Origin of the sequence: Pseudomonas syringae (genome assembly GCF_021605415.1) — a bacterium.
Taxonomy (GTDB): Bacteria; Pseudomonadota; Gammaproteobacteria; order Pseudomonadales; family Pseudomonadaceae; genus Aquipseudomonas; species Aquipseudomonas syringae_S.
The window spans coordinates 29,473-45,637 of sequence record NZ_WKEQ01000025.1 but is presented as its reverse complement, the minus strand read 5'-3'; the positions used below and the strand labels follow the sequence as shown (position 1 = coordinate 45,637).

At 55.7% G+C, this 16,165-nt stretch carries 20 protein-coding genes; 5 read left to right on the top strand and 15 right to left on the bottom strand.

The genetic code is table 11. The features are described from left to right. Nucleotides 1–13: 13 nt before the first annotated feature. The 5 genes from pheS to thrS form a co-directional block, all read right to left on the bottom strand. The gene (gene pheS, locus GIW69_RS17770) at nucleotides 14–1,030 is read right to left on the bottom strand and encodes a phenylalanine--tRNA ligase subunit alpha (RefSeq protein WP_123330878.1); all 1,017 of its coding nucleotides are present in this window, start codon (nucleotides 1,028–1,030) and stop codon (nucleotides 14–16) included. Between the two features lie 109 nt (nucleotides 1,031–1,139). Then, a complete protein-coding gene (rplT, locus tag GIW69_RS17765; protein WP_002553161.1) occupies nucleotides 1,140–1,496 on the bottom strand; it encodes a 50S ribosomal protein L20 in 357 nt (118 codons plus the stop codon). Between the two features lie 28 nt (nucleotides 1,497–1,524). Further along, entirely contained in the window at nucleotides 1,525–1,719 is a 195-nt protein-coding gene (gene rpmI / locus GIW69_RS17760; protein ID WP_002553160.1) for a 50S ribosomal protein L35, read from the bottom strand. Nucleotides 1,720–1,779: 60 nt separating this feature from the next. Continuing rightward, nucleotides 1,780–2,331: a translation initiation factor IF-3 gene (gene infC / locus GIW69_RS17755; protein ID WP_170947229.1), complete on the bottom strand. Its 552-nt coding sequence runs from the start codon at nucleotides 2,329–2,331 to the stop codon at nucleotides 1,780–1,782. Then, entirely contained in the window at nucleotides 2,331–4,253 is a 1,923-nt protein-coding gene (thrS, locus tag GIW69_RS17750) for a threonine--tRNA ligase (RefSeq protein ID WP_236484099.1), read from the bottom strand. The genes infC and thrS overlap by 1 nt, the downstream gene beginning before the upstream one ends. A gap of 372 nt (nucleotides 4,254–4,625) precedes the next feature. Here thrS and GIW69_RS17745 point away from each other — a divergent pair, with 372 nt between their 5' ends. Beyond that, nucleotides 4,626–4,928, top strand: a complete 303-nt coding sequence (locus GIW69_RS17745; RefSeq protein ID WP_236484098.1) for a hypothetical protein — start codon at nucleotides 4,626–4,628, stop codon at nucleotides 4,926–4,928. 290 nt (nucleotides 4,929–5,218) lie between these two features. Next, entirely contained in the window at nucleotides 5,219–5,431 is a 213-nt protein-coding gene (locus GIW69_RS17740; protein ID WP_003179963.1) for a cold-shock protein, read from the top strand. A 71-nt stretch (nucleotides 5,432–5,502) separates the two neighbouring features. Here the strand turns inward: GIW69_RS17740 and GIW69_RS17735 are convergent, their stop codons facing one another. After that, nucleotides 5,503–5,820, bottom strand: a complete 318-nt coding sequence (locus GIW69_RS17735; protein WP_236484097.1) for an I78 family peptidase inhibitor — start codon at nucleotides 5,818–5,820, stop codon at nucleotides 5,503–5,505. A gap of 167 nt (nucleotides 5,821–5,987) precedes the next feature. Beyond that, complete coding sequence (locus tag GIW69_RS17730; protein ID WP_236484096.1) at nucleotides 5,988–6,293, bottom strand: hypothetical protein; 306 nt, start codon at nucleotides 6,291–6,293, stop codon at nucleotides 5,988–5,990. A 131-nt stretch (nucleotides 6,294–6,424) separates the two neighbouring features. Here GIW69_RS17730 and GIW69_RS17725 point away from each other — a divergent pair, with 131 nt between their 5' ends. Further along, entirely contained in the window at nucleotides 6,425–6,637 is a 213-nt protein-coding gene (locus GIW69_RS17725; RefSeq protein ID WP_236484095.1) for a hypothetical protein, read from the top strand. Between the two features lie 29 nt (nucleotides 6,638–6,666). Here the strand turns inward: GIW69_RS17725 and GIW69_RS17720 are convergent, their stop codons facing one another. The 8 genes from GIW69_RS17720 to GIW69_RS17685 all read right to left on the bottom strand — a co-directional run bounded on the left by GIW69_RS17720 (nucleotide 6,667) and on the right by GIW69_RS17685 (nucleotide 14,268). Beyond that, the gene (locus tag GIW69_RS17720) at nucleotides 6,667–7,695 is read right to left on the bottom strand and encodes a nucleoside hydrolase (RefSeq protein ID WP_236484094.1); all 1,029 of its coding nucleotides are present in this window, start codon (nucleotides 7,693–7,695) and stop codon (nucleotides 6,667–6,669) included. Between the two features lie 45 nt (nucleotides 7,696–7,740). Continuing rightward, nucleotides 7,741–8,145 (bottom strand): D-ribose pyranase, encoded by a 405-nt coding sequence (gene rbsD / locus GIW69_RS17715; RefSeq protein WP_236484093.1) that lies wholly within the window; start codon nucleotides 8,143–8,145, stop codon nucleotides 7,741–7,743. Further along, nucleotides 8,142–9,059 (bottom strand): ribokinase, encoded by a 918-nt coding sequence (gene rbsK / locus GIW69_RS17710; RefSeq protein ID WP_236484092.1) that lies wholly within the window; start codon nucleotides 9,057–9,059, stop codon nucleotides 8,142–8,144. Before rbsK ends, rbsD begins: the two co-directional genes overlap by 4 nt. Nucleotides 9,060–9,084: 25 nt before the next feature. Then, nucleotides 9,085–10,104 (bottom strand): LacI family DNA-binding transcriptional regulator, encoded by a 1,020-nt coding sequence (locus GIW69_RS17705; protein WP_236484091.1) that lies wholly within the window; start codon nucleotides 10,102–10,104, stop codon nucleotides 9,085–9,087. A gap of 3 nt (nucleotides 10,105–10,107) precedes the next feature. Further along, entirely contained in the window at nucleotides 10,108–11,085 is a 978-nt protein-coding gene (locus GIW69_RS17700; protein ID WP_236484090.1) for an ABC transporter permease, read from the bottom strand. Beyond that, complete coding sequence (locus GIW69_RS17695; RefSeq protein WP_236484089.1) at nucleotides 11,082–12,635, bottom strand: sugar ABC transporter ATP-binding protein; 1,554 nt, start codon at nucleotides 12,633–12,635, stop codon at nucleotides 11,082–11,084. Before GIW69_RS17695 ends, GIW69_RS17700 begins: the two co-directional genes overlap by 4 nt. A gap of 54 nt (nucleotides 12,636–12,689) precedes the next feature. Then, nucleotides 12,690–13,646, bottom strand: coding sequence for a sugar ABC transporter substrate-binding protein (locus GIW69_RS17690; protein ID WP_236484088.1), 957 nt, complete (start codon nucleotides 13,644–13,646; stop codon nucleotides 12,690–12,692). A gap of 181 nt (nucleotides 13,647–13,827) precedes the next feature. Beyond that, the gene (locus GIW69_RS17685) at nucleotides 13,828–14,268 is read right to left on the bottom strand and encodes a hypothetical protein (RefSeq protein ID WP_236484087.1); all 441 of its coding nucleotides are present in this window, start codon (nucleotides 14,266–14,268) and stop codon (nucleotides 13,828–13,830) included. A gap of 347 nt (nucleotides 14,269–14,615) precedes the next feature. Between GIW69_RS17685 and GIW69_RS17680 the strand changes: the two genes are divergently transcribed. Together GIW69_RS17680 and GIW69_RS17675 are read left to right on the top strand one after the other, a co-directional pair. Then, complete coding sequence (locus GIW69_RS17680) at nucleotides 14,616–15,704, top strand: asparaginase (RefSeq protein ID WP_236484086.1); 1,089 nt, start codon at nucleotides 14,616–14,618, stop codon at nucleotides 15,702–15,704. A 169-nt stretch (nucleotides 15,705–15,873) separates the two neighbouring features. Then, nucleotides 15,874–16,164 (top strand): DUF1654 domain-containing protein, encoded by a 291-nt coding sequence (locus GIW69_RS17675; protein WP_236484085.1) that lies wholly within the window; start codon nucleotides 15,874–15,876, stop codon nucleotides 16,162–16,164. The last annotated feature ends 1 nt before the right edge of the window (nucleotide 16,165 follow it).

Here is a 16,165-nt window from a genome sequence, read left to right as displayed (position 1 = left end):
GAATTCGTTACGACTAGCGAAATTGCGCGAGGAACCGCAAGTCGTTGTCGAAGAACAGACGCAAGTCGTTCACGCCGTAACGCAGCATGGCCAGACGCTCTACGCCCATGCCGAAGGCAAAGCCCGAGAACTCTTCCGGATCGATGCCGGACATGCGCAACACGTTCGGGTGCACCATGCCGCAGCCCATCACTTCCAGCCAACCGGTCTGTTTGCAGACGCGGCAGCCTTTACCGCTGCACATCACGCATTCCATATCGACTTCAGCGGAAGGCTCGGTGAACGGGAAGTACGAAGGGCGGAAACGCACGGCCAGTTCTTTCTCAAAGAACACCCGCAGGAATTCTTCGATGGTGCCTTTCAGGTCGGCGAAATTGATGTCGCGATCAACCAGCAGACCTTCGACCTGGTGGAACATCGGCGAGTGGGTGATATCGGAATCACTGCGGTATACGCGGCCTGGGCAGACGATGCGGATCGGCGGCTTTTTCGATTCCATGGTGCGAACCTGTACCGGAGAGGTATGGGTGCGCAACAACATGTTCGCGTTGAAATAGAAGGTGTCATGCATCGACCGGGCCGGGTGGTGGCCTGGGATGTTGAGCGCCTCAAAGTTGTGATAATCGTCTTCGACCTCGGGGCCTTCGGCGATGCCGTAGCCAATATGGGTGAAGAACTGCTCGATACGTTCCAGAGTCCGGGTAACCGGATGCAGACCACCGGAGGTTTGGCCACGGCCGGGCAGCGTCACGTCAATGGATTCGGCAGACAGCTTGGCGGCCAGTTCGGCCTCTTCAAACAGTGCCTTGCGCGCATTAAGAACTTCTGTGACACGTTCCTTGGCAACGTTGATCAGGGCGCCGACTTGCGGACGCTCTTCTGCCGGCAGATTCCCCAGGGTCTTCATCACCTGAGTCAATTCGCCCTTTTTACCAAGGTAGTGAACCCGGATTTGCTCCAGGGCATTGATGTCTTCAGCGCTTTGCACAGCCTCTAGTGCTTGAGAGACCAGCGCATCCAGGTTTTCCATGTACAGACTCCAGATACAAAATAGGGGAAGAGCTTGAAGGCTCTTCCCCTATTTATGACGTTTAACACCTGGCCCCACAAAGGTAAGGCCGGGTGACTGTCGGGGGTACTTAAGCCAAGGTGGCTTTAGCTTTCTCGACAATCGCAGCAAACGCCGCTTTTTCGTTCACTGCCAGATCAGCCAGAACCTTACGGTCGATCTCGATGGACGCTTTTTTCAGGCCAGCGATGAAACGGCTGTAGGACAGACCGTTAACACGAGCACCAGCATTGATACGAGCGATCCACAGAGCGCGGAACTGACGTTTTTTCTGACGACGGTCACGGTAGGCGTATTGGCCTGCCTTGATTACCGCTTGCTTGGCAACACGGAATACGCGGGAGCGTGCGCCGTAGTAGCCTTTAGCAAGTTTCAGAATTTTTTTGTGACGCTTACGGGCAATGACGCCACGCTTTACACGAGCCATGAGTTACTTCCTCTATTCTTGACTAAAATTAACGAAGGCGCAGCATGCGCTCGACTTTTGCCACGTCAGACGGATGCAGCAAGCTGCTACCGCGCAGTTGACGCTTACGCTTGGTCGACATTTTAGTCAGGATGTGGCTCTTGAAAGCGTGCTTGTGCTTGATACCGTTAGCAGTTTTCAGAAACCGCTTAGCAGCACCACTTTTGGTTTTCATTTTTGGCATGTTCGGATACTCCGCATTCAGTTGATAAACATAATCAGAAGGCCTGCCGTGCCCTGTTGATTACTTCTTCTTTTTCGGGGCGATGACCATGATCAGCTGGCGTCCTTCCATCTTAGGATGCTGTTCGACCGAACCGTACTCGAGCAGGTCAGCTTCAACCCGCTTGAGGAGTTCCATCCCCAGCTCCTGGTGGGCCATCTCACGGCCGCGGAATCGCAAGGATACCTTGGCCCTGTCCCCATCACTCAGGAAACGTACCAGGTTGCGCAGTTTTACCTGGTAATCCCCTTCCTCCGTCCCTGGACGAAACTTGATTTCTTTAACCTGAATCTGCTTCTGGTTTTTCTTTGCAGCGGCAACCTGTTTCTTCTTTTCGAAGATCGATTTGCCGTAGTCCATCAGCTTGCAAACAGGGGGTACTGCATCGGCGGAAATTTCCACCAAATCCAGTTTGGCCTCTTCAGCCTTAAGAAGCGCGTCTTCAATTGACACAATCCCAAGCTGTTCACCTTCAGCACCAATTAACCGAACCTCGCGTGCCGAGATATTCTCGTTGATCGGGGCTTTCGGTGCAGCTCGTTTATCTTGTCTCATTTCACGCTTAATAATAATTACTCCGAATCTGGGCGACCACGCCGGGAAACCGCTTGCGCGAGAAACTCAGCGAACTGGGCGACGGGCATCGAGCCCAGGTCAGCACCTTCACGAGTACGCACAGCGACAGTCTGCATCTCGACTTCCTTATCTCCGATAACCAAGAGATAGGGAACCTTGAGCAAAGTATGCTCGCGGATTTTAAAGCCGATCTTTTCATTTCTCAAGTCGGACTTGGCACGAAATCCGCTTTCGTTGAGAGTTTTTTCGACTTCGGCGACGAAATCCGCCTGTTTATCAGTGATATTCATGATCACTGCCTGGGTCGGGGCGAGCCACGCAGGGAATGCTCCCTCGTAATGCTCAATCAGAATCCCGACGAAACGTTCGAAGGATCCAAGGATCGCCCTGTGCAACATAACCGGGTGCTTGCGACTGTTGTCTTCGGAGACGTATTCGGCGCCGAGACGGATAGGCAGGTTAAAATCGAGCTGCAAGGTACCACATTGCCAAACACGGCCAAGGCAATCTTTCAGCGAGAATTCGATTTTCGGACCGTAGAAAGCACCCTCACCCGGCTGCAGATCATATGCAAGGCCCGCACTGTCTAGCGCTGCGGCCAATGCAGCTTCAGCGCGATCCCACAATTCATCGGAGCCAACACGTTTTTCCGGACGAGTGGACAACTTCATCTCGACATCGGTAAAGCCGAAATCGCGATAAACGTCCATGGTCAGCTTGATGAACGCGGCCGATTCGGCCTGCATTTGCTCTTCGGTGCAGAAAATGTGGGCGTCGTCTTGAGTGAACGCACGTACACGCATGATGCCGTGCAACGCACCTGACGGTTCGTTTCGGTGGCAAGCACCGAATTCGGCCAGACGCATCGGCAGCTCGCGGTAGCTTTTCAGGCCCTGATTGAACACCTGCACATGGCACGGGCAGTTCATCGGCTTGATGGCGTAATCACGGTTTTCCGACTGGGTGGTGAACATGTTGTCGGCGTAGTTGGCCCAGTGTCCGGATTTCTCCCAGAGACTACGGTCAACCACTTGCGGCGTCTTGATCTCGAGATAGCCGTTGTCGCGCTGAACCTTGCGCATGTATTGCTCGAGCACCTGGTACAGCGTCCAGCCGTTCGGGTGCCAGAACACCATGCCCGGGGATTCTTCCTGAGTATGGAACAGGCCCAGGCGCTTGCCGATTTTACGGTGATCGCGTTTTTCCGCTTCTTCGATGCGCTGGATGTAAGCCGCCAACTGCTTCTTGTCCGCCCAGGCCGTGCCATAAACGCGCTGCAATTGCTCGTTTTTGGCATCACCGCGCCAGTAAGCGCCGGACAGCTTTGTCAACTTGAAGGATTTCAGGAAGCGAGTGTTCGGCACGTGCGGGCCACGGCACATGTCGACATATTCTTCGTGATAGTACAAGCCCATGGCCTGCTCGTTCGGCATGTCCTCGACCAGACGCAGCTTGTAGTCTTCGCCACGGGACTTGAACACTTCGATCACTTCGGCGCGCGGAGTGACTTTCTTGATCACGTCGTAATCTTTTTCGATCAACTGCTGCATGCGCTGCTCAATGGCAGCCATGTCGTCCGGAGTGAAAGGACGCTCGAAGGCGATGTCGTAATAGAAACCTTCGTCAATGACCGGGCCGATGACCATTTTGGCCGTCGGGTACAGCTGCTTGACGGCGTGGCCAACGAGGTGCGCGCAAGAGTGGCGAATGATCTCCAGCCCCTCTTCATCCTTTGGCGTGATGATTTGCAGCGAAGCATCGCTGTCGATGATGTCGCTGGCGTCAACCAGCTTGCCATTGACCTTGCCGGCCACGGTGGCCTTCGCCAGGCCTGCACCAATGGATGCGGCGACCTCGGCCACGGAAACCGGATGATCGAATGAACGTTGACTGCCGTCGGGAAGAGTAATAGTTGGCATGGCGCCTCCTCTCCTAGTGGTGACCCCTACCAAAGGTCACGTGGGTTGGGATGAGCCAGTACAAGATCCGGTCCAGGCCATTCAATGACGAACGCCTGCCTTACAGCGGCAGGAGCCTTGCGGCCAACCGGAAAACCGAACCAGAGTGACTGGGATTCAAATCGAGATTCGCGCGCAGTTGCCGCCACCGGGACTGAAGGTCATCGAAGCTTGCAGACCGCACGAGCCGGGCATCCTAGCACAGATGAGCGGTCGTCGACGCATCACGCTCTCATACGCAGGCAAATCGTCCGTTTTATGCCAGAGTGATGAACTTGATCGGCCATTAAGCCCTCAGATAACAAGACATTGACCCACAAGGAGCATCCTCGCATGCGTCTGAATAAGCTGTTCGCCGTAGTCGCCCCCTTTGTTTTGCTGCTGCCGCTGAGCGCCCATGCCGACTGGCCCAAGGGTGAGCGCGAAAAATACATGGCTCAATGCACGCAGGCAGCTACCCCTCAAATTGGCGCTGCCGCCGCTAAATCTCACTGCGCCTGTGGCGCGGACGCCATCAAATCCTATCCTGCCAGCGACATTACGGCGCTGATGGACAATAAAGCCACACCAGAACTGCAACAAAAAGCGTTGGGACAGATCGCCAAATGCAAGGCCAATACCCCCGCAAAAAAATGATCGAGCAAGGCATTTTGAGCATCGGTTAACGCTTAAAACGTCTCGAATTTGAGCCTTTTCACACGATTTATGCAGGTTTTACAGCTTTTTTTAAGGTCTTTACGATCAGCGCGAAGCCTTTTAAACCGGGGCTTTCAGCCGAAACAAGCGGTAAAGTAAACACGACTGATTGGCAAACAGCACGTCCGGGGGGCTTACAAACTGAACATTTCGACTATGATACCCGGGTGTGCCCAGTTGGCCTGAGCAGCACAGTACTACTGAAAATATATGTTTCTTGGAGATACACCATGTCTAATCGCCAAACCGGCACCGTTAAATGGTTCAACGATGAAAAAGGCTTCGGCTTCATCACTCCTCAAGGTGGCGGTGACGACCTGTTCGTACACTTCAAAGCTATCGAATCTGACGGTTTCAAAAGCCTGAAAGAAGGCCAGACCGTCTCCTTCGTGGCTGAGAAAGGCCAAAAGGGTATGCAAGCTGCACAAGTTCGCCCAGAGTAATTTCTCGGCGCACTAAAAAAACCCCGTCCATGTGACGGGGTTTTTTATGACCTTGATAAAGCTGGAAAGCTTTATCCGCAATTGACGCGCGTGACGGTCAGATTGTTATCCGTATTCAGGTTCAGGCGGTCGGAGCGGTACTCGAGCGTCACCATGTCATCCGGCTTGAGGAAACGCGCGTTCTGCGCGCCAGCCTTGGTACGCGCTTGCTCCAAAAGCGCGGGCGAGGCCTTTTTGCCAATGGCAAACTCCGCAGACTTTGCTTCGCAGCGGCTGTGACCGGCATCGGTCGCGACGGTTTCATCTACCGAATCGCTGGAGGTCGTACTGCAACCGGCCAGCATGGCAACGGCCATAAAAGTACCCAGTGACGCGAGTTTCCAAGGCATTGAAGCCTCCTTTTTCCAATAATTGTGCTGAGATCGTGCGACCGCCAATCCGGTCTTTGGTTTCACACCGAGCACTTTCGCCCGACCCCTTGACCCAGGTAAACGGCAAGTTTGCATGAGCATCGCCTCATGATTCACCGCGCAATCGTCACCGGATATTAACGGTCTCAATAAACATCAATGTAATCGTAAGGCGGATTCGGCCAGTTCTCTTTCAATGCATTGTAAATCTGCATCACCCAGACCTCGTCGCTGGCCGCAACGTTCCCGACGTAACCTGAGCCTTTGGCCCAGGTTTCCAGGCGAAACGACAGACCGTCGATGTCGATACCGCCCACAATGCCCGTGGAAATGTAAGCAATACCGTCCTTCGTTACACGCAGCTGAGTGTGTTGATCATCACTGGCCGACGCGAGAAGTTGGCGGACAGCTTCAACGGTCAGCGCGTCAGGTGAACTCAAATCGATCTGCACTGAACGATCCTTGATTTACATGAAAAGACCAAGTGTCGCATAGCACTGGGCTCATGCCTAAGTCGCAGTGCCAAACGCCCGACAAAATGGTTAACTTCGACATCTGAACTTTTCCATTCTCGAGCGCCACCATGACCACCGTAAGCATCGACGCCAACATCAACGCCAAGTGGCCACAAGGGCATAGCTCGTACAGTCCCGGCAGCGCGGAGGAGTTGGCGCTGATTGGCATCGAACTGTTGGTTAAAGAGCTTGGTACTCAGGGCGCACAGACCTTCGTCGCCCAGGTGTTCGAGAGGTATTCCGGCGAGCACCTGAGCAAAGCAGCCACAGCGCGGGATTGAGTCCCGCAGGCAAAAGCCTGCGGGCAAGCTTACTTCAAACGCTTCAGGCGCTCTGTCAGTAGGTCGAAGAAGCCTTGGGCGTTGCCGTTTTCCACCCAGAACGCATTCTTCGGTGCTTTCAAGCCATCGTACCAATCGACGATGGTTTGACCGAATGTCGGCCCCTCACGGCTATCGACGACCACATTCACGGAACGACCAGTAAATAATTCAGGCTTGAGCAGATAAGCCACGACAGTCGCGTCATGCACCGGGCCACCCGGAATGCCGTAGTGCTCCATATCCCCTTTGATGTATTCGTTGAGAATATCGCCGACGATTTTGCCCGCATTGTTGTTCAGCGCAGCAATCTGCTTCAGGCGCGCATCACTGGTGAGAATCTTGTGCGTCACATCCAGCGGCAGATAAGTCAGTTTCACGCCGCTTTTGAGCACCACCTCAGCGGCTTGTGGATCTGCGTAAAGGTTGAATTCCGCGACCGGGGTGATATTGCCGCCATTGAAATGCGCGCCTCCCATGATCACCACTTCCTTGATGCCCTGAACGATCTCCGGCTCCTGGATCAGCGCCAGCGCCAGGTTGGTCTGCGGCCCGAGCATGGCGATGGTGATGCTATGTGGCTTGGCTTTCTTCAAGGTATCGATCAAATAACTGACCGCATTGCCTTCGGCAAGGCCCTTCTTCGGCTCATGCACCGCTACTCCCGACAGGCCTTCTTTGCCATGGATGTTCTCGGCGTAAATCGGTGTGCGCATCAACGGCCCAGGCGCACCGGCATAGACAGGAACATCCTCGCGCCCCGCCCACTCTCTTGCCAGGCGGGCATTGCGCGACGTCTTGTCGAGACGAACATTACCGGCCACGGTGGTCAGCGCACGAATATTCAATTCGTCAGGCGAGGCCAGTGCAAATAACAATGCGACAACATCATCGGCACCCGGGTCGGTGTCGATGATCAGGTCAATCTTTTCCGCCGCCTGGGCGCTGGTTGCGGTTATCAGGGACAAAAGCAGCAAACTCCCAAGCAGTTGGTGCAGTTTTTTAGCATAGCGATGCATGGCGCGTTCCTTGTGCGTTAGAAAACAAAAACGGGTTGGTACCCGTCAGAACGTTACCCCGGCCAGCAGGATAATGTTGCAGTACGGCTGACATTCGCCTGTACGAACAATCGCCCGAGCTTGTCGGCTGAGTACTTTGAACTGCTCGTGCGCGAGCAACTCTCGCCGTCCGAGCGCACCCTCTGCATCAAGCTCGTCCAGCGTCGCTAGTGCGGTGGGCCGCTTGTCGATGATCTCTTCAGCCAGCACATGGCTTTCGACCTGCATTTCGCTCAGCACAACTTTCAAAGTACTGACGAAATCAGGCACTCCATGGGTCAAGGCAAGGTCGATCAGCTCGACGCCGGGGGGAACAGGCAGGCCGGCATCGCCAATCACAACCATGTCGCCATGACCCAGGGATGCAATCAGCCGGGACAAGGCAACATTGAGCAAAGGAGTCTTTTTCATGCGGTTTTAAAGGCCTGTACGTCGGACTGCGTTGGAATGGAGGGTTGCGCTCCCGCACGGGTGACCGACAGAGCGGCGGCGACTTGCCCGAATCGAATCGCCTCGGCCTCGGTTTTACCGCACGCCAGCGCTGCGGCAAAACCACCGACAAACGTGTCGCCAGCGGCCGTGGTGTCGACGGCTTTCACCTTGGGCGCCGGGAAGTGTTCGAAGGTCGCGCCATCGGCGAATAGCGCACCTTGAGCGCCAAGCGTGACAATCACCTTGCCCGCTCCCATCGATATCAATTGCGCGGCGGCTTTTTCAGCGCTCTCCGGCGAGTCCACCGGCAAACCGCTCAAAATAGAGGCTTCGCTTTCGTTGGGAATCAAGTAATCAACGGCGCCATACCAATCTCCCGGAAGCGGGCGACTCGCGGGGGCCGGATTGAGAATGACGGTTTTGCCCAGTTCACGCCCGCGCTTGAGCGCATGGCCGACCGTAGCGTCGGGCACTTCGAGCTGACAGATGATCACATCGCCAGCCTGCAACACAGAATCGAAGCGTTCAATGACAGCGGGGGTCATTGCGCCGTTGGCACCAGCAACGATAACAATGGCATTCTGGCTGTTGTCATCGACAACGATCAGCGCGACACCGCTGGAATCGTCAACCGTGCTGACGGCCTGACAGTCGATCTGCTCGACCAACAACGCATCACGCAATTGCGCACCATAGGCATCGTTTCCGACACAACCGATCATGGCCACCTGCGCGCCGAGGCGAGCAGCGGCCACTGCCTGGTTGGCGCCCTTACCACCGGAAACAGTGGCGAACGAATGTCCAATCAGTGTTTCGCCTCCACGGGGAAGCCGTGGCGCCCGGGTGACCAGGTCCATGTTCAGACTGCCTATTACCACTACATTCGTTGGCATACATCACTACTCATCAATTCGGTTTTCAGCGGTATTCGGTGAATACGCCGGCCAGTGGCGCCGTCGATTCGCGCAAGACAATACTCGGGGTTACGATCCGCTGATCCGTGGCCAAAGCAGGATTAGCGATTCGCCGCAGCAAAACTTCCGCCGCCATCTCGCCCAGTTGCAGGATCGACTGGCCGACAGTTGTCAGCGCCGGATAAACGTAACGACTCATCTGGATATCGTCGAAACCGATCACCGACAGCTCGGCAGGTACGCGAATATTGCGCTCGGCCGCAGCACGTAAGACCCCGATGCCGATCATGTCATTACCCGCAAAGATTGCGCTCGGTGGCGTACGATCGAGTAAAAGCGCAGCTGCGTTGTAACCGCCTGGGCTGGTGAAATCGCTCTCAAGCATGCGTTCGCTCGACACTTCGATACCCGCCTCTTTCAGAGCCCTGCAAAACCCGGCCTGACGCATCTGCGCGACACTGGTACTCGCCGGACCACCAATGGTGGCAATATCGCGATGGCCCAACTCAAGCAGATGCCGGGTAGCAAGGTAGGCGCCGTATTCGTGATCGATACGCACCAGATCCGCATCGACACCGTCCAGTCCACGGTCAACGATTACCATCGGGGTTTTAACGCCCGCCAAACCTTGGGCCAGGCCAATGTCGCCACCGGCAGAGGCGACGATCAAACCGTCGATACGTTTTTCCAGCAAAACCCGCAGGTAGCTGCGCTGTTTGTCTGGGTCATCGTCGGAGTTGCAGAGGATCACGCAATAGCCATTGCGCTCGCAATAATCCTCTATTCCCCGCGCCAGTTCGGCGAAGTAAGGGTTAAGGCTGTTAGGCACCAGCAGGCCGATGGTGGCCGTTGTCTTCGCTTTCAGCGAGCGGGCTACGGCGCTGGGCACATAATCGAGCGTTTTGATTGCGGCCTCGACTTTCACCCGCACCTCTTCGCTCACCGGCCGCGTCTTGTTCACCACATGGGACACGGTCGTATAGGAAATCCCCGCGAGCGCCGCCACATCCTTGATCGTTGCCATCTTTCAGATCCGCCGGCTTGCGCGCTGACTGCGATAAGTGTCAAGCACCACAGCGATGACGATGACCGCGCCGGTGATGATGCGTTTGGTCGGTTCGCTTGCACCGACCTGGGCCAGTCCTGCCGCCAACACAGAGATGATCAGCACACCAAAAAATGTACTGATTACCGATCCACGGCCGCCCATCAGGCTGGTACCGCCGATAACCACAGCCGCGATGACTTGCAGTTCGAGGCCGGAACCTGCATTCGGGTCGGCAGCCTCCAGACGCGAAATCTGAAACAGTGCGGCGATACCGGCCAGCAACCCCATTAGGCTGAACACCAGAATTTTGTAGGGTTTCGGATTGATCCCGGCCAGGCGCACCGCCTCCTCATTGGTGCCAATACCGATCAGATAACGTCCGAACACAGTCCGGGTGAGCACCGCCTGAGCGATGAAAATGACCAGCAAGGCAATGATGAACGACGGCGAAATACCGAACGCAATGGGATTTGACAGCCAGGCGAACGCATCGCCGATATATGCCGTGCGCGATCCGGTCATCTGATAGGCAACGCCTCGGGCCATTTCCAGCACGCCAAGCGAAACGATGAAGGACGGTATCCGCCATGCCACGGTAATCGAGCCGGTGATGGTGCCCGCCAAAGCGGCGACCGCCATGCCCAACAGGGCAGCCGGAAACACACTCCAGCCCCATCCGAGAATAGCCACACTGACTGTCGAGGCGGCCAATGCCAGCACAGAGCCTACCGACAGGTCGATGCCGCCGATGATCAATACGAAGGTCATGCCAACCGCGAGCACCATTAAGTCGGGAATCTGATTCGCCAAGGTGCTGAACGTGCTGTAAGACAAAAAGTGACTGCTCAGTACCGAGAACAGCGCCACCATCGCCAGCAAGGCGCCCGCCAAACCCAGATAGGTGCCGAGGCCATAAAAATTGCCACTACGTTTGCCGATGGAAGATGCGGTTTTCATGGGAGATCCCTAGGCGCCGCTTCATTGAGCAGCGCATCACGTTTTTGATAGCCGGCGAATGCTGCTGCGAGCAAGTCATCCTGAGTCCAGTTGTCGCGCTCGAAGGTATCGATCAGCCGCCCGGCGGACAGCACGCCGATGCGGTCGCAGATCAGCATTAATTCGCGCAGATCGCTGGACACCACCACCAATGCTTTACCCTGGCGGGTCAATTCGCCAAGCAATGCATAGATGTCGAACTTGGCCCCGACGTCGATACCTCGGGTCGGCTCATCGAACAGCAGCACGGAACAGTCGCGCTCAAGCCAGCGACCGATCACGACCTTCTGCTGATTGCCGCCGGACAACTCCGACACAAGCTGTGCAGGGCTGGAACTGCGGATGCGCATGGCATCGATCTGACGTCGGGCAAGGGAATCTTCATCGCCATTATTGACGAAGCCCACGCTGGAGATTTCCGGCATGTTTCCCAGCGCTATGTTCGCGCTGATTGACTGGCTCAACAGCAAGCCTTCACCCTTACGGTCTTCGGTGATCAACGCGATACCGTGGCGAACCGCATCGACGGGCGAACGGATATTTGCCACTTTCGCGGGGGAGCCGAGGGATACGGTGCCGCTGTCGGCAACGTCTGCGCCAAAGATCAGCCTCAACAGCTCGGTGCGCCCTGCCCCGATCAATCCGGAAATACCGAAAATCTCGCCGGCACGCACTTCAAAGGACACATCGCGAACCTTGTCGGAACGGGTCAAGCCGTTGACCGTCAATGCCGGGGCACCGATGCTGCGAACCCCCATGTCGATGTGCTCGCCCAGCTCTCGTCCGACCATCAGCGTGACGAGCTGCTCGCTGTTGTAGTTGGCCATCGGCTCAACGCATACCAGATTGCCGTCGCGCAGCACCGCGATGCGTTGTGCAACCCGCGCCAACTCTTCAAGTCGATGGGAAATGTAGATGATCGAGACGCCGCGAGCCTGCAACCGGGTGATTTGCTCAAAGAGCATTTCAACTTCCCGGGCGGTCAACATTGCGGTCGGCTCATCAAGGATCAGCACATGGCAATCGCCGATAAGGTTGCGTGCGATTTCGACCATTTGCTGGTGGCCGATGCCCAGCTCGCCGACGAGAGTATCCGGGTCAATGGCATCCAGACCGACTTGCGCCATGGCATCAATAGCGGCTTCGCGCAGTTGCTTGCGACTGATCCAGCCACCGTTGCTCGGCAAGTTATCGAGAAACAGGTTTTCCGCCACCGACAGGGTCGGTAGCAAATTGAGCTCTTGCATGACCATGCGCACGCCCAGCGCTTCTGCTTGTGCGCGACTGGCGGGACGATATTCCCGGCCCTGAAACTGCATCTGGCCCGTGGTCGGCGTGACCAGGCCGCCGATGATCTTCGACAGCGTGCTTTTGCCGGCGCCGTTTTCGCCGGTCAGCGCCAGCACTTCACCGCGCATCAGCGTCAGATCGATATTCGTGAGGACGGGCTGGGCATAAGTCTTACCGACACCACTGACCGAGAGGACAGCGTTCGGGATGGAAACTGACATAAAACTCTCCATGCACCCGCCCGGACGGGCGAGTGCCGCTGTGTCGCCAGAAGGTTACTGCGTGACCAGCTCGACCGGTGTTTCGATCACGCCATTGGCACCGCTATCGACTTTTTCGCCCTTGATGATCTTCAGAGCAGTCTCGATGCCGAACACCGCTTGCTTCGCTGCGAATTGATCCGCCGTCGCGAGCACTCGACCATCTTTGAGCATTGGCTTGATGGCGTTGATGTTGTCGTAACCGACGACCTTCACCTGGCCTGCCTTGCCGGCAGCGCGAACAGCGGAAACCGCACCGACGGCCATGCTGTCGTTACCGGCCAACAGTGCTTTGATGTTCGGGTATTCGCTGATCATGGAAGCGGCGACTTTGTTGCCTTTGTCGATCTCCCAATCACCGGACTGCAGCGCCACGACCTTGATCTGCGCCGCTGCCATAGCATCCTTGAAGCCTGCGGTACGAGCCTGAGCGTTGGTGGTGGTGGAAACACCTTCGATGATGCCCACTTCGTCACCGGCCTTGAGTTGTTTGGCCAGGTATTCGCCCACAAGCCGCGCGCCCTTGCGGTTGTCCGGACCGACGAAAGGCACATTGATATTTTTGCTTTTCACCACCTCGGGATCGAGCTGGTTATCGATGTTGATCACGGTGATGCCTGCGTCCACGGCTTTCTTGATCACCGGCACCATGGCTTTGGAGTCCGCCGGGGCGATCACCAGCGCATCGACTTTGGAAACGATCATTTGCTCAACGATACGGATTTGGTTCGCGGTATCGGTTTCGTCCTTGATGCCGTTGGAGATCAATTCAAAATCGGCGGAGTGTTCTTTCTGATAGGCCTTTGCGCCGTCTTCCATGGTCAGGAAGAATTCGTTGGCAAGAGACTTCATGACCAGTGCGACTTTCGGTTTTTCAGGAGATTCGGCGAAGGCCGAAGAGACAGGCAGTGCAGCGGACGCTGCAGCCAGCATGGCGACAGCAAGAAGACGTCCAGCGAATGGCAGCTTCATAGGGTTCACTCCGATCTTATGATTATTGTGAGCAATGCTTTTGCTGGCGTATGCTCGGCACTTGCGGATGGGTGCCTCGCAAACGTTTGCGTAGACCGAACTATGCGAATCCTGGCGCCATTTGTCAACGACAAGAAATCTTCACTTTCTGTTACTCGATTCGCTTTGGTTCACCCCAGCGTCAGGCCGTGGTGTTGACCAACCCTCCACTGCTGGAATCCTTGGCCAGTTCCTTAACCAGATTTCCGGTAACTTGGGAAAGCGCGCCGCTAGTGTCGGCGATTTGACCCTGAATGCTCATGACGGCCGCTGCCTTGGCTTCTGGTGTCGGGTAGCTTGCGGACTGAGCTGCCGCCAACTGCTGTTGCTGCTCTTGCAGTTGCTTCTGCAATTCCTGCATTCGCTTAAGCAGCGTCTTCACTGCGATGCTCTGCCCATCCCCGCCGTCGGATTTTTTCTCCTCCGCAGCCGCACCGCCTGCCCTCACGGTTTTCTTCTCGTTCTCACCCAGCGACTGGGAAGCGGTTTCGGCTGCTGCATCACTCAGGGCATCGACCGTGCTCGTGGACTTGCCGCCGATGGTGACTGCGCTGGCGTTGGGAAAACCGATGGTCAACGACATGTGAACTCCTTGATTGAAAATCCTTTGAAGACGCATCGGCCAGGGCGAGGGTTTCTTTAGTCCCGGCGCTCATTATCGCAAGCACTTATTTGCTGGAGGATCTGTAGCTCTTTCGGACAGCCGAACAGAAAGCTGACATTTGTTCGGGAAGCCGGACGCTCAGCACCAAAAAATCATCGCCGTGCAAAATATTTTTCTTTTTAAATCAGTAACATAAACATTTTATTTAATTGAGATCCGACTGGTACACATCCTGCTCTCTTCTTGCACCCCCGGCATACAGATAAGCCAGGGGCGCATCTAGATGAACATGCATTAGCACCGTCTCACCACTAGAGAGAAAAATAATGAAATCTGCTTTCAACACTTTGGTACCGGGCGCCCTCGCCCTTTTGCTGCTCCTGCCCACCGCCCTTCAGGCGAAAGAAGTCGAAACCCAGAACAAACTGGCCAACGTTGTCGTACTCGCCACTGGCGGCACCATCGCGGGCGCTGGGGCCAGCGCTGCCAATAGCGCCACTTATCAGGCCGCCAAGGTTGGCGTGGAACAATTGATCGCCGGCATTCCAGAGCTGAGCAAACTGGCAAACGTGCGCGGCGAGCAAGTCATGCAGATCGCCTCCGAAAGCATCACCAACGACAACCTCCTGCAACTGGGTCGTCGCGTCGCTGAATTGGCTGACAGCAAGGATGTCGATGGCATCGTCATTACTCACGGCACCGATACGCTGGAAGAGACCGCCTACTTCCTGAACCTGGTCGAGAAAACCGACAAGCCGATCATCGTCGTTGGTTCCATGCGTCCAGGCACCGCAATGTCGGCCGACGGCATGCTCAATCTGTACAACGCAGTGGCCGTTGCCAGCAGCAAAGAAGCCCGCGGCAAAGGCGTACTGGTGACCATGAACGATGAAATCCAGTCCGGTCGCGACGTCAGCAAGACGGTCAACATCAAAACCGAGGCGTTCAAAAGTGCTTGGGGCCCACTCGGGATGGTCGTTGAAGGCAAGTCCTACTGGTTCCGCTTGCCAGCCAAGCGCCACACCATGGATTCGGAATTCGACATCAAGAACATCAAGAGCCTTCCTGATGTAGAAATCGCCTATTCCTACGGCAACGTAAGCGACACCGCCTACAAGGCATTGGCGCAATCCGGTGCCAAAGCGATCATCCACGCAGGCACTGGCAACGGTTCGGTATCCTCCCGTGTCGTGCCTGCGCTGCAAGCACTGCGCAAGGATGGCGTACAGATCATTCGCTCCTCTCATGTTAATGCCGGCGGGTTTGTGCTGCGCAATGCCGAACAACCTGACGACAAGTATGACTGGGTCGTTGCTCACGATCTGAATCCACAGAAAGCGCGCATCCTGGCAATGGTCGCTTTGACCAAGACCACTGACAGCAAAGAACTGCAGCGGATGTTCTGGGAATACTGATCTGCTTTCGCCCGACCGGTTCTCGGTCGGGCATCGTTGTGCCGCTCTTTTTTCATCGAGCGGTGCACGCCTTCCGTAAATCTCCCCCAGCAAAAAAAACCGATATGCCTACACCAAACCGGTAAAGACGTTGTCAGAGGATCTTCTTGAATTTTAAGCAGTTGCGAAAATGCCTACAGTTAAATACTGTATGCACGTACAGCTTAATAAGGATAATCTAGTGGCCAGTTCTTCCGACGCTCCAGACGCTTACGCACGCATGGGCATTCGCGTTCAAAAAATAATCAATTCCCCTACTGCACAGAAAGCCAAGGCCGCGCTGATCTTTCGCCTGCCCGATGAACCACAGGACGACTGGGAGCAATTGCTCAAAGAAATCGACGAGAACGATAACGTCACCCTCGCCTACCGCGACGATGGTGGCGTGCAGATTTTCTGGGTAGTGCCGAAGGAAGATTGAG

Bases quoted from the DNA above. Each gene is read 5' to 3' on its own strand.
- pheS (WP_123330878.1), bottom strand. From the start codon at position 1,030: ATGGAAAACCTGGATGCGCTGGTCTCTCAAGCACTAGAGGCTGTGCAA.
- rplT (WP_002553161.1), bottom strand. From the start codon at position 1,496: ATGGCTCGTGTAAAGCGTGGCGTCATTGCCCGTAAGCGTCACAAAAAA.
- rpmI (WP_002553160.1), bottom strand. From the start codon at position 1,719: ATGCCAAAAATGAAAACCAAAAGTGGTGCTGCTAAGCGGTTTCTGAAA.
- thrS (WP_236484099.1), bottom strand. From the start codon at position 4,253: ATGCCAACTATTACTCTTCCCGACGGCAGTCAACGTTCATTCGATCAT.
- GIW69_RS17745 (WP_236484098.1), top strand. From the start codon at position 4,626: ATGCGTCTGAATAAGCTGTTCGCCGTAGTCGCCCCCTTTGTTTTGCTG.
- GIW69_RS17740 (WP_003179963.1), top strand. From the start codon at position 5,219: ATGTCTAATCGCCAAACCGGCACCGTTAAATGGTTCAACGATGAAAAA.
- GIW69_RS17735 (WP_236484097.1), bottom strand. From the start codon at position 5,820: ATGCCTTGGAAACTCGCGTCACTGGGTACTTTTATGGCCGTTGCCATG.
- GIW69_RS17725 (WP_236484095.1), top strand. From the start codon at position 6,425: ATGACCACCGTAAGCATCGACGCCAACATCAACGCCAAGTGGCCACAA.
- GIW69_RS17720 (WP_236484094.1), bottom strand. From the start codon at position 7,695: ATGCATCGCTATGCTAAAAAACTGCACCAACTGCTTGGGAGTTTGCTG.
- rbsD (WP_236484093.1), bottom strand. From the start codon at position 8,145: ATGAAAAAGACTCCTTTGCTCAATGTTGCCTTGTCCCGGCTGATTGCA.
- rbsK (WP_236484092.1), bottom strand. From the start codon at position 9,059: ATGCCAACGAATGTAGTGGTAATAGGCAGTCTGAACATGGACCTGGTC.
- GIW69_RS17705 (WP_236484091.1), bottom strand. From the start codon at position 10,104: ATGGCAACGATCAAGGATGTGGCGGCGCTCGCGGGGATTTCCTATACG.
- GIW69_RS17700 (WP_236484090.1), bottom strand. From the start codon at position 11,085: ATGAAAACCGCATCTTCCATCGGCAAACGTAGTGGCAATTTTTATGGC.
- GIW69_RS17695 (WP_236484089.1), bottom strand. From the start codon at position 12,635: ATGTCAGTTTCCATCCCGAACGCTGTCCTCTCGGTCAGTGGTGTCGGT.
- GIW69_RS17690 (WP_236484088.1), bottom strand. From the start codon at position 13,646: ATGAAGCTGCCATTCGCTGGACGTCTTCTTGCTGTCGCCATGCTGGCT.
- GIW69_RS17685 (WP_236484087.1), bottom strand. From the start codon at position 14,268: ATGTCGTTGACCATCGGTTTTCCCAACGCCAGCGCAGTCACCATCGGC.
- GIW69_RS17680 (WP_236484086.1), top strand. From the start codon at position 14,616: ATGAAATCTGCTTTCAACACTTTGGTACCGGGCGCCCTCGCCCTTTTG.
- GIW69_RS17675 (WP_236484085.1), top strand. From the start codon at position 15,874: ATGCCTACAGTTAAATACTGTATGCACGTACAGCTTAATAAGGATAAT.